Genomic DNA, 15,944 nt, shown 5'->3' on the forward strand with positions numbered 1-15,944 from the left:
ATGTGACTGACTTCGTCAGTTCTATCTACAACTTCAAAGCAGTACTTTGAGCAACCTGCGACTAGTTTTCTAGTTTGCTCTTTGATTTTCATTGAGTATTAAACAAAAAGTGAACAAACCTGAATTCTAATGCACAGAAGACTAGGCTTGTTCACTTTTTTATAGTCGCTATAAGATGAGCTTATCTATAGCTTTTTATACATAATTATATATCCAGACATACTATTATCAATTTTGTCGCAGGGAGGAATCTATTAACGCACCCATTCACCATTATCATTGACTCTATAACCATCTATACTTGTATTGACCGCTAGCTCACCCGATGCATTTACATAATACCATTTACCACCAACTTGGAACCATTGATTGGCTTTCATAGAACCGTTGCTGTTGAGGTAGTACCATGAACCATTATTTTGTAGCCAACCTGTCTCCATAGAACCGTTAGAGTTGAGATAGTACCATGAACCATTCACTTGTACCCAACCCGTTACCATGGAACCATTAGAGTTGAGGTAGTACCATGAACCATTCACTTGTACCCAACCTGTTGCCATGGAACCATCAGTATTATAAAAATACCACATACCATTTTCTTGTTTCCAGCCTGTTGTTGGAGCAACTGGTTTAGATGGTTCTACTGCTGCGTTTGTTCCTTGGTTAGATGTAACAGATACAGGATACGAAGGAATAGATGATTGCTCAGGAACAACAACTTTTTCAGGTTCTCTCGTCCCTCTCCTTATACGTCTTTTTACCATCTCTTTAGTAATTTGACGAGAAGTAGTTTCTTCAATTGTTCCATCACGTTCATCTACAGTATACATTGTAGTAAGCGTAATTTCACCAATTTCTCCTGCTTCTTCTACTTCTTGACCCTTATCAAGAGTTGGGTCATCGAGATACTCTGTTTCGATTGGAATTTCTTGGACAAGAACTTGGGGCTTGGTTCCTTTTTTAACAACTCGTGTTTGAGAGTCTTCTTTTTGACTTAAAGTACTCTCAGTTACTTGTCCACTCTTTCCATCTACATCATAAGTTATCGTTGTAACTGTTTTCCCATTCTTTCCTAGAGTAATCTCTTTCTCCTGTCCTGCAGAAAGGTCATTGTCTGCTTCATATTTAGTAGCAAATGGAACAAGAACTTCTTCAACCTTGCTTTTGGCTGGAACTTTGATAACTGTGTCTGTCGGTTCTTTTCTGTCTACAGTAACCTTTTCTGTGACCTTACCAGTCTCTGGATTAACATCATAGGTTCTTGTCGTGGTTACATAGCCATCCTCTCCGTCAACCATCTCAATAGAAGCTCCTCGGTCTCTACTCTCATCTTTTTCATAACGGATGACACTTGTAGGAAGGACTTTACGCTCAACCTTGCTTTTGGCTGGAACTTTGATAACTGTGTCTGTCGGTTCTTTTCTGTCTACAGTAACCTTTTCTGTGACCTTACCAGTCTCTGAATCAACATCGTAGGTCCTTGTCGTGGTTACAGTTCCGTCCTCTCCGTCAATTGTAATAGGATTTTCACTACGGTCTTTAGTTTCATCTTTTTCAAAACGGATATTTGTACTTTTTTCGGTGATGCGTTTTTCTACCTTATCTTTAGCTGCAACTTTATAGATAATATCCTTTGATTCTTTTTCAATGGTGGATGTTGTTTCTCTAATTGTTACCTCACCTGTTTTATCATTTACATCATATGTTGTAGTAATTTTTCTAAGTCCATCTTCTCCATCACTTTCTGTTAAAACATTACTTCCAACAGGGCGAGTGGCATCTTTTATATATCTAATAAGAGAGCTAATCGTTTCGGTAACTACAGTAGGCTTTGTTCCCACTTTGATAACTTCTGTTTGAGGTTGAAGAATAACAACGTCAGATTTCTCGCTGACCAACTGTAAAGTTGTAGATGAATATGTTTTTACGGTAGCTTTTATTCCTTTTTTACCAGGTGTTTTTGTTTCTTTCGTTCCTTTAGGAAGATTGTCATCTCTTTCGTATATTGTTTCATAGGGGATATCTTTTCGGTTATCTTGGGTTTCAAAATTATCATCCAATTCACTTGTCACATCTGCCCCATCAGCATGAACAAAACTTGTATTCAGGATTCCTCCTAAAAATAAAGTTAGCCCGACTATCACAGAACCAAAAATCTTTCCGAGTTTACGTAATGCATAGCGCTTATTGGTATTAAATTTTTCCATTACATCCTCCTTCTAAAAGTTACTACTTCTAGTATAGCATCTTTTCTGGCAAATGTTAAACAATATGTTTTGTATATTAAATAAACTCAGAATGAGATATTGATTATTGAACTAACACTTCAACTATATCGTAATCAATCTCATATATAGAGGATTGCAGACATCTTATCTAAATACATGCTAATATATTTCGATACAAACATTCCAACTTGATAATTTTCACTCATCTTTCATCATTCCTTATACAACGATGCAGTAGCAATCGAATAGTTTGCTCATCAGAATGAGACTATTTTAATGTTAGATATTTTGATAGAAAAACATAAATAAAATTGGTAGAATTCAATTCCCTAACTCGATAGAGGATTCTATTTTAAATTTAACAACAGTTAGGATTACACTATAAAAAACATATTACCACCTGTTCGGCTGGAGAATCTAGTCGATTAGCTCCCTCTTAGTTACAAGATTAAAGCGATTTTTTAACTAATACTAAACAAGATTAAAGAAGGAACTAGAACATCTGTCTTGTGCTAATCAATATACTATTTTAAAGTTGCAAATAAACTTGGAATGCCAATTATTATATTTACAATAAATAGTTGACTTCGATGGAAACAGAAAAAATTCACTAGTCTTCCCTGCTTATCTGATAATAAATAAGATCCGCAAGATAGCCTTTTCTCTCTACACCATTAACAATGGTTTGTAGATAGGACATTCCAGCCTTTTCCATGACACGACCTGAAGCCGGATTAAGACTGGCATATCGAGCTTTGACTTTTTGAAAACCTGCTTGAGTAAAACAAAAGTCTAACACAGCTTTCAAGGCCTCCGTCATCATACCTCGGCCCCAATAGTTTTTTCCTAAAACATACCCAATTTCACAAGAAAAATCGTTCTCATCTATTGCAACGATGCTGATATCTCCTATCACTTGCTCTAGGTTTTCTTTGAGACAAATGGCCCATTTGTAATAGTTGGGATTTGTATAGGAGGCAACCCAATTTCGAATCGAATTTCGAGTCACCTCAACATCAGGATGGGGATTCCAGGTGACGTAGGTTAGATTCTCAGCAGATGAAGCCCAATTCTGAAACATGGCTTCTGCATCACTCTCCACAAATCTTCTTAAAATCAAACGTTCTGTTTGTAATATTTGTGTACCGATAGATTTCACGATACTACCTCACTTTCTGATAGATGATTCTCTGTCCAATCTCCATTGAAATTTGTTTTACTTTTTAATTTCAAGGTAATAAGCTAAAAAGGCCCACTGGACCTTCTCTCACTTTCTCATTTCTAGGTGAGAGGCTAAAAACCTCCACTGGAGGTTATTCTTGCTCTCGAATTTCAAGGCAAGAAGCTAAAAAGGTCCCCCGGACCTTTTTACTCCCAAAAGTCATCAAATACGGTGATTGGTAGGTGGCGTTTGTGTTGGCCTTTGTGCCACCAGTTTTCGATTCTTGTTTGAGCTTCTGGGCTGATTGTTTTGCCTTCTAGATAGTCGTCAATCTCTTCATAAGTGACTCCGAGAGCCACTTCGTCAGCTAAGCCTGGTTTGTCTTCTTCTAGGTCTGCTGTTGGGATTTTTTCATAAAGGGCTGGGTCTGCACCAAGTTCCTGCAAAAGTTGTTTTCCTTGACGTTTATTGAGGCGGTAAAGAGGAAGAATATCCGCACCACCGTCACCAAACTTGGTAAAGAAACCTGTGATATTTTCCGCAGCATGGTCTGTCCCAATGACCGCTCCGCTATGGGCACCAGCAAGGGCATACTGAGCAATCATACGGCAACGAGCCTTGATATTGCCCTTGTTAAAATCTGAAACAGGACTACCTGTCGCTTCAACTGCTGCCGTCATGGCGTCAGCTGATTCCTTGATATTCACAACCAAGCTGACATCTGGCTGGATGAAGGCTAGGGCTTTTTGAGCATCTGCTTCATCAGCTTGCACTCCGTATGGCAGGCGGACAGCGATAAATTTGTAGCTGTTATCTCCCGTTTCTGCTCGCAGTTCTTCCATAGTTAATTGAGCCAATCGTCCTGCTAAGGTTGAGTCTTGTCCCCCAGAAATCCCTAGTACAAAGGTTTTTAGGAAGGGATGTTTTTTCAGGTATCTTTTTAAGAAATCAATGGAACGACGGATTTCTTCCTGGGCATCAATCGCTGGTTTCACGCCCAGTTCTTGGATAATCCTTTCTTGCAAACTCATTCTTCTTCTCCTTCACCAAGGGCTTCCTTGCGCATCTTGTCAATCAAGTCCATCTTGTCTCGCCATACATCACGCGCCAAATCCACTGGATAATGCTGCGGATTGAGCACACGCTTGTACTCATCCCAAAGCTTGTCAAATTCCTTACGAGCATAATCCTGAATCTCAGTCAAACTAGGCAGATTGTAAATCAATTTCCCGTCTTTAAAGATATCCACCAAGAGAGGAACAGCGTCAAAATTACGAACGGTCTTCTTGATGTAGGTATAAATCGGATGGAACATCTTGATTTCTGTCATGCTGGCAACATCTACGCCATCATAAGTGATATAGTCACCTTCTGACTTGCCTTTTTCACGACTGGTAATCCGCCATACCTGCTTCTTACCTGGCGTCGACACTTTTTCCGCATTATTAGATAGCTTGATAGTATTACACATCTTACCATTTTCATCTTCAATTGCAACAATCTTGTAAACTGCCCCAAGAGCTGGCTGGTCATAAGCTGTAATCAGCTTGGTTCCCACTCCCCAGACATCAATCTTGGCCTTTTGCATCTTGAGGTTGAGGATAGTATTTTCGTCCAAATCATTAGAAGCATAAATCTTAGCCTCTGCAAATCCAGCCTCGTCCAGTTGCTGACGAACTTTCTTGGAAATGTAGGCAATATCCCCAGAGTCAATCCGCACACCCATAAAGTTAATCTGGTCACCCAGCTCACGCGCCACCTGAATGGCAGCGGGTACCCCAATGCGAAGGGTATCATAGGTATCCACAAGAAAGACGCAATTTTTGTGGGTCGCAGCATAAGCCTTGAAAGCCTCATAGTCATTGCCATAAACCTGCACCAAGGAATGGGCATGGGTCCCCAAAACAGGAATGTCAAAGAGTTTACCAGCACGCACGTTGCTAGTTCCATTGGCACCACCAATCACCGCTGCGCGTGTTCCCCAGATAGCCGCATCCATTTCTTGCGCCCGACGTGTCCCAAACTCCATCAAGGGTTCATCTTCGATGACCGAACGAATACGAGCTGCCTTGGTCGCTACCAAGGTCTGGTAGTTGACAATATTCAAAAGGGCCGTTTCGACCAACTGACATTGGGCTAGAGGACCTTCCACCTGCACAATCGGCTCATTAGCAAAGACCAAGTCCCCTTCTTGGGCAGAACGAACGGTCAACTCCAACTTGAAATTGCGGAGGTAGTCCAAGAATGCCCCATGATAGCCTAGCGACTCCAAATAGGCAATATCACTATCTGAAAAACGCAGGTCTTCAAGATAACTCACAATTCTTTCCAAACCTGCAAAAACCGCATAGCCGTTCTTAAAAGGCTGTTGGCGGAAATAAACCTCAAAGACCGCCTTTTTATTGTGAATCCCTTGGTCAAAGTAAACCTGCATCATGTTGATCTGGTACAAGTCCGTGTGCAATGTTAAACTATCATCTGGATACATACTTTTCCTACTTCCTTAGCTAGAAACTCATGAAAATTTTCAAGAACTTTCACATATTCCAATAAATTAGTACTATTATATCACATTTTAGCTGTATTGAGAAAAGAGTAACAAGCTATTCTCCACTCTCGACTCCATACTTTATCACTTAAAAAATAAAAAAGGACAGCTAATCCCTTGCACATCAAGGGATTTCGCCATTCTTTAATCTCGTTTAAGTGTTGTATATGGAGCTTAGCATAATTTTTTAAAACTAAACAACTACATTAAGCACGAACTGTGACGCTGGTTCCATCTTCCTTATAAAGATTGATGAGACCCTCTTTGAGAGCGCGAACCATATCTCCAGCTTGAACAGGTTGTGGGACTTTGATTGTCAAGAGTTCCATTGGATTTGGAGCACGGTCAATTTTATTTCCTTTGGCATCATGTAAATCTTCGATATACGTTTCAAAATGACGGAAACCTGGGCCATAAAACTCAACTTGGTCGCCTTCGTTAATGACATTCCGTTGACGAATGGTTGCTGTTTGTGTCGCATCATCATAAGAAACCACTTCAGCGACAAACTTGTATTCAGGAATTTTACGACGAGCACCAAACAACTGCTCATTTTCAGATGGTGTACCGTAGTAGAAACCTGTAGCCAATTCACGTTGGGCAACCTTCCACATCTCGTCCACCAAGTCTTGTTTGATAGCTTCAAACTTTTCAGGACTTTCAAGATAGGCATCCACAGCCGCCTTGTAGCAGTTGGTTACTGTTGATACGTAGTGAATAGACTTCATACGCCCTTCAATCTTCAGACTGTCCACACCATTTTCAATCATATCTGGGATATGGTCAATCATAGACATGTCAACGGCTGACATTGAAAATTCTTCTGGAATTTCACCCTTCAAGCTCTTGCGTTCTTGACCAAATGGCATATCGTAAAGGTCGTACTTCCAACGGCAAGACTGAGAACATCCACCACGGTTGGCATCACGCATACTCATGTGGTTTGAAAGTGTACAACGACCAGAGTATGAAATACACATAGCTCCATGGACAAAAGCTTCAATCTCAACATCTGTACGTTTGCGAATTTCAGCTAATTCTTCCATTGAAACCTCACGCGCCAAAACGACACGTGTTAAGCCTAGCTCTTTCCAGAACTCAAGAGTTTCATAGTTAGTGGCACTTGCTTGGGTAGAGAGGTGGATTTCAAGACCAGGCGCTTCTGTCGCTGCAATCATAATCAAGGCTGGGTCAGATACGATAACTGCTGCAATCCCGATATCACGTAGTTTACGGAACCACTCACCAGCACCAGCTTCATTTCCTTCGTGCATAACCATATTAGCCGCTACATAGACCTTAGCTCCATACTTGGCAGCAAACTGGACGCCTTCTTCCATCTGTTCAAAGGTAAAGTTACCGGCACGGCTACGGAGACCATAGGCCTGACCACCGATAAAGACAGCATCTGCCCCATACTGAACAGCTACTTTTAGCTTCTCTAAAGTCCCTGCAGGTGATAAAACCTCAGGACGTTTTAATGTTTTTGTCATGATTTCTCCTATTTGCAATATAAAAGTTTGACGTTTTTCCTTCTCATTTTATAGTAAATAAGCGATAAAATCAAGCCTAGACAGATTGTTTTGACAATTCTAATCTTTTAATACTCTTCGAAAATCTCTTCAAACCACGTCAGCTTCCATCTGCAACCTCAAAACAGTATTTTGAGAAACCTGCGTCTAGCTTTCTAGTTTGCTCTTTGATTTTCATTGAGTATATGCTTTGCATAATGACTGATAAACTGTCGAAAATTAACCCAGTTTTAACAAGTAGCCAAAAAGTCTAGAAAAGTAAAAACCAGTACCCAAAGATACTGGCTCGTAAAAATATATAAATTAGTCCTTAGATGACTATTCCCATTCAACTGTTGCAGGTGGTTTACTTGTAATATCGTAGACGATACGGTTAACATGATCCACTTCGTTTACGATACGTACTGAGATTTTTTGAAGGACTTCCCAAGGAATTTTGGCAAAGTCAGCAGTCATACCATCAATAGAGGTGATGGCACGGATTGCAATAGTGTAGTCGTACGTACGACCGTCACCCATAACACCAACTGAACGAACGCCTGTGTTAACTGTGAAGTATTGCCAGATGTCGCGGTCAAGGCCAGCTTTAGCAATTTCCTCACGAAGGATAGCATCTGATTCACGAACGGTTTCAAGTTTCTCTTCAGTGATTTCGCCCATGACACGGATAGCAAGTCCTGGTCCTGGGAATGGTTGGCGCCATACGATATGGTCTGGCATACCAAGCTCTGTACCAAGGGCACGAACTTCGTCCTTGTAAAGAGTATTCAATGGTTCGATCAATTCAAACTGCATGTCTTCTGGAAGACCGCCAACGTTGTGGTGTGACTTAATAGTTTGAGCTGTATCTGTACCAGACTCAATAACATCTGTATAAAGAGTTCCTTGAGCAAGGAATTTCACATCTTTGAGCTTGCTTGCTTCGTCATCAAAGACATAGACAAACTCGTTACCGATGATTTTACGTTTTTGTTCAGGGTCAGAAACGCCAGCAAGTTTGTCAAGGAAACGTTTAGCAGCGTCTGCTTTGACGATATTCAAACCAAACTTACCACCAAGCATGTCCATAACTTGGTCCGCTTCTCCTTTACGAAGAAGACCGTGGTCTACAAAGATACAAATCAATTGATCGCCAATAGCCTTTTGGAGAAGAACTCCAACAACTGAAGAGTCAACACCACCTGATAGACCAAGAAGGACACGTTTATCACCGACGGTTTCACGGATTTTTTGGATCTGCATATCGATGAAGTTATCCATTGTCCAGTCGCCTTTAGCCTTACAGATGTTAAGGGCAAAATTACGAAGGATATCATTCCCGTATACAGAATGGCGAACTTCTGGGTGGAACTGGATACCGTAAATGTGTTTATCTGGGTTTTCGATGGCTGCGTATGGGCAGTCAGCTGATGTACCTGTACGAACAAAGTCAGCAGGAATTTCAGTAACTGCATCACCATGGCTCATTAAAACAGTCTGTTCATCAGGTGTTGATTCAAAAAGAGCTGATGGTGTGTGAGTAAGAGTTGATTGACCGTATTCACGATTTCCAGCATCACCTGCCGGGACAACTTTTCCTCCAAGTTTATGGGTCAATAACTGCATACCATAACAGATTCCCAAAATAGGAATTCCAAGTTCGAAGATTTCTGGGTCAATATCGAATGAACCATCTTCGTATACAGAATTTGGACCACCTGAAAGGATGATTCCTACAGGGTTGATTTCACGAACTTCAGCGGCTGAAATTTTATGGCTTTTTAGTTCTGAAAAAACACCAATCTCACGGATACGGCGTGAAATCAGCTGGTTGTATTGGCTACCATAGTCCAAAACGATGATTTTTTCTACATCTTGCAAATCAGTTGAAATGTTGCTCATCTTTTTCCTTTCTCAAAAGAAATATCTTTTTTCAATATTCTATCACAAATAAGGGCGAATTACCAACTAAACAAGGCGAAGTTTGACTTTTTCTAGTTTATTGGGGTACAATAGAGAAAAGATAGAAATGAAGTGAAAAATATGCTACCCGCTTATATGAAAATCCATGATCAGATTAAAAAGGATATTGACGAGCACCGTTGGGCTATTGGGGAGAGGCTTCCTAGTGAACGAGATTTAGCAGAGCAGTTTGCGGTCAGTCGCATGACCCTTCGCCAAGCTGTATCTCTATTAGTCGAAGAAGGCGTTTTAGAGCGTCGTGTAGGAAGCGGCACCTTTGTTTCCAGTACTCGGGTACAAGAAAAGATGCGAGGGACAACCAGTTTTACTGAAATTGTTAAGTCCCAAGGCAAAGTTCCCTCTAGTCAACTCATTTCCTACAGAAAAACCATTCCCAATGAGCAGGAAGTTGCTAAGTTAGGAATTTCTCCAACCGAAAACATTATCCGAATGGAGCGGGTACGCTATGCCGACCAAGTTCCTCTGGTTTATGAGGTTGCTTCTATTCCTGAAAAATTCATTAAGGACTTTAAAAAAGAAGAAATCACCAGTCATTTCTTCCAAACACTGCAACAACATGGCTATCGTATTGGTAAATCACAGCAGACTATTTATGCTCGCCTTGCTAAAGAAAAAATTGCCCACTATTTAGAAGTTGAAAAAGGACATGCTATTCTTGGTCTGACTCAGGTTTCCTACCTGGAAGATGGTACTGCATTTGAATACGTAAAAAGTCAGTATGTAGGCGAACGATTTGAATTTTATCTTGAAAACAATTAATACTCTTCGAAAATCAAATTCAAACCGCGTCAACGTCGCCTTGCCGTACTCAAGTACAGCCTGCGGCTAGTTTCCTAGTTTGCTCTTTGATTTTCATTGAGTATAAAATACTACATAAAAACTCTCTGTCACGGACAAAGAGTCTTTTTATTTTTCTAAGAGTAAATCCTTCAAAGAAATCAGAGTTACAGCAAACAATATCATTGCCATACCAAGAAAATCAATAGGATAAAATTGTTCATTCATGATTAGGAAGGCAAAGAAAACCGCCGAGATTGGTTCAATTGAAGCTAACAAACTTGATTTGACCGGTCCAATCAGACTGGCTCCTTTAAGGAAAGCTGTATAGGCGAAAACAGTCCCGATAAGGATAATGCCCGCAAATGCAAGGAGAAAATCAAGACTAGTTGGGATAGTAGCCTCTAGAACTCCTGTAAAAGGAAGGGCGACCAAACCTGCTATGACCATTCCCACACCAATGACCAAGCTGCTCCCCCACTTCTTAATCAAGGTTATGGGCAAAATGATATAAAGGGCGTAAGTCAGAGCAGAAAATAGACCCCAGAACAGGCCTGCAGGTGTCATGGATAACTGGTCCAACTGCCCATGAGTTGCGATCAGGAAGGTTCCTCCGATGGCTAATATGATGGAAACTATCTCTCCCAGCGTCGGCGCCACCTTATCCTTGATACAGCTATAAATCAAAATCCCAACAGGACAAACATACTGAAGCACCGTCGCGGTTCCTGCATTGGTCTCCTGAATAGCAGTTAGATAGGCGAATTGGTTGAGGAATAGACCAATTAGGGCAAAAATAAGAAGAGACAGCAAACTCTTTCTATCCGTTAAAAAGGCCAGCATTTTATCTTTTGCAGTGGCATAAGCCAAGAGCATGAGAATTCCACCAGCGATTAAAAGACGCAAGTTGGTCAAAACCAGAGCCGAAATTCCGTGTGCCATCAGGTATTGGCCACTCGTTCCTGACAAGCCCCAAGCAATCCCAGCCACAACTGTTAATAAAGTCCCTTTTAAACTGTTTGACATGTCTCTCCTTACTCTTCTTTGCGAATCAAGTCCATCACTTGATTACGGTCTAAAATCCACTGAGCCCTCTCATCCTTTTCATAGGTACGATTCGATAGGAAAATAGCCGCTTCTTGGTTCTGACGATTCCACATGATAAAGGTACCTGTATAGCCCGTATGGTCTAGCCAATCTCCTTCCAAATTCCATGCTAAAGAACGTTCCTTGTCATCCAAAGGAGAAAAATTTTGACTCAAATCTCTTGCAAAATCATCTGCTAAATAGTGTTCTAAAAAGATTTGTAAATCCTTTACAGTCGAAAACAAACCAGCACTACCAGCATGTCTGCCCAGGAGGCGAGCCTTGGGATCATGTACCAGACCTGTCTCGATACCTCTGACGGTTGGAACAGCAAGCTCAACAGGTCCAAATTGGGTTTCCGTCATTCTCCAAGGATTCCAAACTTGTTCCTGTAAAATCTCATCCAAATCCTTATCAAAGATTCTTTCCAAGATAAAACCCAACAGCAAAAAATGAACATCCGAATAAAGAAAGGCTGGCTGACTTCGTCTGTTGAGATGAGACATCGCTTCCTTTAATTCTGAGGCTGTTAAAAGGTCTCGATTTGGAATAAAAGGATCAAGATCTGTAGCATGGGTTAAGAGCTGACGAATAGTGATGTCTGGATAATCACTCTCAGCTAAAAAATCGGTTACTGGTCTGTCAATATCTAATTGACTTCTTTCCCACAAGAAGGTAAAAACAGTACCTACCCCAACAACCTTGCTGACACTAGCTAGGTCATAAACAAGTCCTGCCTCAGTCTGCAAGCCATGCTCTGGGTCACTCTGGCCTAAATAGAACTCCGTCCATTGATTGTCCTTAAAATACGCAAAAGAGGCTCCGGGATAAATCCCTGCCTCGATTTGTTCTTCTATTTTTTTAATAATCTTGGTCCACTTCATACTTCTTCAAACCACAATTCAACATTATTTCTATCTTTACCAAGGAAGAATTTTTCAGACTTAGGAATAAAATATTCGGTAGACTCAAATTTCTGGCACAGACTTGCTATGTCTAATTCATTTACCAAGAACTTGAGCATAGACAAGTCCCAGGTAACCGTACTGTCCACAGTCAAATCCTGCCCCTGTGCTGGGATAAAATCAAGGGATGTCCCAATTTCAGATAGTTCCAAGAAACTATCTACATCCGTTGGGAGGTGTAATTCCATAGAAATTTCAAATTTACTTAAAGAAATTGACTCCAGATCTGTTTGAAATTCTGGCTTTTCTCCTACTTCTACTAGACTTGCTCTGTCATCTTCCGCATGAATCAAAATCAAATCATCTTCGGGTGAAAAAATCTCAAAAGCGTATCCATTTTGACCTTTATATAATTGATGAATCGAATCTGTTTTAGCTAATAAGGCCTCGATTTCTAAGGGATTTTCCACCTTGACAATCAATCTAGCTAGTTTTTTTCTTCCCTCTACCTTACGAGTGCGCATACTTGGAGCTTCTTCTAAAACCAGCTTTTCTAAACCTGTTTGATCACCTAGTGATAGAAAGGCCGACTCTTCTAACAAGGCCTTCATTCCAAGGGTTTCAATATAAAATGTTTCATTTAATTTTCTATTATTAACTTTTAAAGTAGGAATAATCCGTACAATCTGATTTACATTCATAAATTCCTCCATCACTTTTTATTTTAAAGGATTTTAGAATTTTTTACAAGATATTATGCTCAAATTTAACATTATTTAGCTATTTAGTAAAGATAGTCTTTCAAAGCTTTGGTCAAAACCTGATAACCGGGAACACTGAGGTGCAATCCATCAGTTGTATAATCTTTTTTGAGTTGGCCCGCTTGGTCTGTCAAACTATCAAAAACTGGCACAAATTCCACCTGCATATAGGCAGAAGCAAGCTCTTGATAGGCGTGATTCCAGTTCTGAATTTTTTCATTCGAGCGGATATAGACTGTCTGCTTGTACTCCTCTCCTTCATTGACTGGCAAAATGGAAAGCAATTTTATCTCTGTCAGTGGATAATTGCGAGCAATAGACTGTATGATAGCTTCGAGATTATTGAGAGCCTCATTCACAGGCACATCTTTTCCAATATCGTTCGTCCCAATTAAAAGGACAATTTTATCTACCGCCCCACCGTACAGATGCGCATCCAGATTCTCTAATAACAGCCCTGTCTGATAACCTCGAATGCCTCGATTGACAATCGTCTTTGAAGTCCCAAATAGTTCCTGCAGAGGATAATATTCGACAATGGAATCCCCAATAAAAAGAATGTCTGGCTCTACAACAGAAACTTGATTTAGATGACGATACTTGGTTTGGATTTTTTCTTGTTCCTTTAGTAACCAATTTTCTAATAACTGTACTGCCACTTCATTCTCCTTTTTCTAACCAGTTTTCCAAGACTTGATAAACTCCTCCTTGGCTATTGGCTGGCGCTAGAGCAGTAGCCACAGCTTTGGCTTTCTCATCAGCATTTTCCATCGCATAGGCAATTCCAGCCATTTCAAGCATTTCAACATCATTTTCACTATCACCAAAAGCCATGATTTGTTGAGGGTTCAAGTCCCAGCGCTTGAGTAATTCTTCCAAGCCCCATGCTTTATGAATTCCAGCTTGGAGGATATCAATGCAACCATAGCCACTCGATACAGCCCGAACACGGCCATCAAAGAGGTCATTGATTTCTTCCAAGACCGAACTCAAACGTTCCTCACCAACAACCATACTCATCTTGAGCACACCACCAAAGAGGTCAGAGGTTAATTCGTCCACAAATTGCATCCGTTGGTAGAATTTTTCAATCATTTCTGGAGTCATAAAACTTTCAAGGTCTGTAAAAATAGTACCTTCCTTGACGAAACCACCCTTCATCCCCGTTACAACAAACTGGTCCTGACACGCTCGACCCTTGAAATGAGCCAAAGCCTTGTCGACAATGGCATCATCCCAAGTCTGAGCTTGAATCAATTCGTTGTTTTCAAATATACGAGCACCGTTGGCAACCACCAGAACCACTCGATCCACCAAGTGTCCCAGTAGTTGCCTCATGCGGTGAATTTCATTGCCCGTCGCGATGACAAAACGAATCCCCCTTTGATCCAACTGATCTAAAATCTTTTCCAAACGTGGAAGATCCAGCTGACCTCTAGCATCCAGCAAAGTTCCATCCATATCTGTCGCAATTACTTTAATCGTCATTTACTTCCCTCTGGATTCAAACTAATCCCACTTCAATCCCACATGTTCGTTCATTTCTTTATAGGCTGTATCAATTCGTTCCCTAGTCGCTTCATCTAACTGGTCACGATGACTGCCACCCTCTATAAAATCTTCCAAGATATAGGTTTGATAATGATATAAAGGATAGCCTTCTGGTGAAAAGGTTCCCTTTGGTGTTCGATTGACCCAAGTAGGATGAGCTTTAGCTGTTTCGATAGTTGTTTTTCCATCCTTCTTCTTAATGGTTACATCCATGAGAACGCCACGTTCAGTCCACTTAGCATTTTCTTCATCTCCCATAGATTCAATCCGTTGATTGGAAATGAAGTTCCCCATTGAATAGATAATGAGTTTCTTTTCTCCATCTTTTTCAACCGTTTCAGATGGTTCAACTACGTGAGGGTGCCCTCCAAAGATAATATCAGCTCCCCAATCAATCATCTTGTGATAAAGAGCCTTTTGTTCTTCAGTTGGTTCCAAGCGATACTCCACACCCATCTGAGGCATGATAATGGTGATATCTGCCTCCTTTTCTGCCCGTTCAATTTCAGCCTTCATCTTATCTTCGTTTAAATCTGAAAGATAACGATTATAGTCTTCCTGAGAAATATACTGCTCAATTCCATTGAAACCATAGGAATAGGCCAAAAGAGCAACCTTGATACCATTCACTTCCTTAATGACCAGCGGAGCCTGATCACGTGGCTCGTGCGTATAAACTCCGATTGGAGTGATTCCAGCTTTCTCAATAATATCGGCCGTTGAAATAACTCCCTCAATTTGCGAATCCAAAATATGATTATGAGCTAAATCCAGCACATGATAACCTGCATCCTTAATAGCATCCATAACTTCAGCAGGAGCATTAAAGAGAGGATAACCTGCTAAATAATGATCCTTATTGATGGTTCCTTCAAAATCGCCAATAGCTAAGTCTGCTTGCTTAAGCCAAGGAGCCACATACTCAAAATTCTCATGAAAGTCATAGGTACCGTCTTCTTTCTTAGCTGAAAAGAAAAGTCCATCGTGGTAGAGCAAATCTCCGTTGGCCATAATTCTAGCAGATTTTTCCTCTTCCTGCTCCTGAGACTTTTGCTTAGTCCCCTCTTGAGAAATAGTATCTCGTTTTTGACTGGTCAGAGGCATGCCTTGGAAACTTTCAAACAACAAGACCAAGCCCATTGATAAAGCAACTGCTAGCAAGAGTACCGCCACAAATCCTTTATTGCTCCACCTGCGATAACTCCTAAAAAAGTTTACCAAGCCCTTCATAAAACGAAAAGCTAAACCACCCTGATTTCTATCTTGTCTTCTTTGCATCTTCATTCTCCCTACTTTCTTATGCAAGCCTTTTCTTTTTATTATATCACAGATAAGTATTTCTTTCACAATTGAATTGAACATCCTATCTATTTTCTATAAATCCTAAAGGCTATAATACTTTCAATCCTTGTCATTTTGTGTTATCATGTAG

13 protein-coding genes are annotated in these 15,944 nt (G+C 40.6%); 1 reads left to right on the forward strand and 12 read right to left on the reverse strand.

The window, feature by feature from the left end; genetic code table 11:
• Positions 1 to 254: 254 nt before the first annotated feature.
• From HWX15_RS08730 to guaA, 6 genes are all read right to left on the reverse strand, one after another.
• The gene (locus tag HWX15_RS08730; protein ID WP_175880888.1) at positions 255 to 2,207 is read right to left on the reverse strand and encodes a PspC-related protein choline-binding protein 1; all 1,953 of its coding nucleotides are present in this window, start codon (positions 2,205 to 2,207) and stop codon (positions 255 to 257) included.
• Between the two features lie 631 nt (positions 2,208 to 2,838).
• Positions 2,839 to 3,387, reverse strand: coding sequence for a GNAT family N-acetyltransferase (locus HWX15_RS08735; RefSeq protein WP_175880889.1), 549 nt, complete (start codon positions 3,385 to 3,387; stop codon positions 2,839 to 2,841).
• A 209-nt stretch (positions 3,388 to 3,596) separates the two neighbouring features.
• Positions 3,597 to 4,421 carry an ammonia-dependent NAD(+) synthetase gene (gene nadE / locus HWX15_RS08740; RefSeq protein ID WP_175880890.1) on the reverse strand — a complete coding sequence of 275 codons (825 nt, stop codon included), beginning with the start codon at positions 4,419 to 4,421 and terminating at the stop codon, positions 3,597 to 3,599.
• Entirely contained in the window at positions 4,418 to 5,878 is a 1,461-nt protein-coding gene (locus HWX15_RS08745; RefSeq protein WP_175880891.1) for a nicotinate phosphoribosyltransferase, read from the reverse strand. Before HWX15_RS08745 ends, nadE begins: the two co-directional genes overlap by 4 nt.
• A 266-nt stretch (positions 5,879 to 6,144) precedes the next feature.
• Positions 6,145 to 7,431, reverse strand: a complete 1,287-nt coding sequence (locus HWX15_RS08750; protein ID WP_000169096.1) for a peptidase U32 family protein — start codon at positions 7,429 to 7,431, stop codon at positions 6,145 to 6,147.
• Positions 7,432 to 7,788: 357 nt separating this feature from the next.
• Entirely contained in the window at positions 7,789 to 9,351 is a 1,563-nt protein-coding gene (gene guaA / locus HWX15_RS08755) for a glutamine-hydrolyzing GMP synthase (RefSeq protein WP_000065714.1), read from the reverse strand.
• Positions 9,352 to 9,492: 141 nt separating this feature from the next.
• On the opposite strand from guaA, the gene HWX15_RS08760 reads away from it, so the two are divergent.
• Positions 9,493 to 10,191, forward strand: a complete 699-nt coding sequence (locus tag HWX15_RS08760; protein WP_175880892.1) for a GntR family transcriptional regulator — start codon at positions 9,493 to 9,495, stop codon at positions 10,189 to 10,191.
• A 147-nt stretch (positions 10,192 to 10,338) separates the two neighbouring features.
• Here HWX15_RS08760 and HWX15_RS08765 read toward each other — a convergent pair whose 3' ends face one another.
• The 6 genes from HWX15_RS08765 to HWX15_RS08790 form a co-directional block, all read right to left on the reverse strand.
• Positions 10,339 to 11,235 carry a DMT family transporter gene (locus HWX15_RS08765; RefSeq protein ID WP_175880893.1) on the reverse strand — a complete coding sequence of 299 codons (897 nt, stop codon included), beginning with the start codon at positions 11,233 to 11,235 and terminating at the stop codon, positions 10,339 to 10,341.
• 8 nt (positions 11,236 to 11,243) lie between these two features.
• Complete coding sequence (locus HWX15_RS08770; protein ID WP_175880894.1) at positions 11,244 to 12,179, reverse strand: serine hydrolase domain-containing protein; 936 nt, start codon at positions 12,177 to 12,179, stop codon at positions 11,244 to 11,246.
• A complete protein-coding gene (locus tag HWX15_RS08775) occupies positions 12,176 to 12,901 on the reverse strand; it encodes a CppA family protein (protein ID WP_175880895.1) in 726 nt (241 codons plus the stop codon). Before HWX15_RS08775 ends, HWX15_RS08770 begins: the two co-directional genes overlap by 4 nt.
• Before the next feature lie 83 nt (positions 12,902 to 12,984).
• Positions 12,985 to 13,620: an SGNH/GDSL hydrolase family protein gene (locus HWX15_RS08780; protein WP_175880896.1), complete on the reverse strand. Its 636-nt coding sequence runs from the start codon at positions 13,618 to 13,620 to the stop codon at positions 12,985 to 12,987.
• 1 nt (position 13,621) lies between these two features.
• Positions 13,622 to 14,449: an HAD family hydrolase gene (locus tag HWX15_RS08785; RefSeq protein ID WP_175880897.1), complete on the reverse strand. Its 828-nt coding sequence runs from the start codon at positions 14,447 to 14,449 to the stop codon at positions 13,622 to 13,624.
• A gap of 21 nt (positions 14,450 to 14,470) precedes the next feature.
• The gene (locus HWX15_RS08790; protein WP_175880898.1) at positions 14,471 to 15,790 is read right to left on the reverse strand and encodes a CapA family protein; all 1,320 of its coding nucleotides are present in this window, start codon (positions 15,788 to 15,790) and stop codon (positions 14,471 to 14,473) included.
• Positions 15,791 to 15,944: the final 154 nt, after the last annotated feature.

It is taken from the genome of Streptococcus thalassemiae (genome assembly GCF_903645285.1).
Classification (GTDB): Bacteria; Bacillota; Bacilli; order Lactobacillales; family Streptococcaceae; genus Streptococcus; species Streptococcus thalassemiae.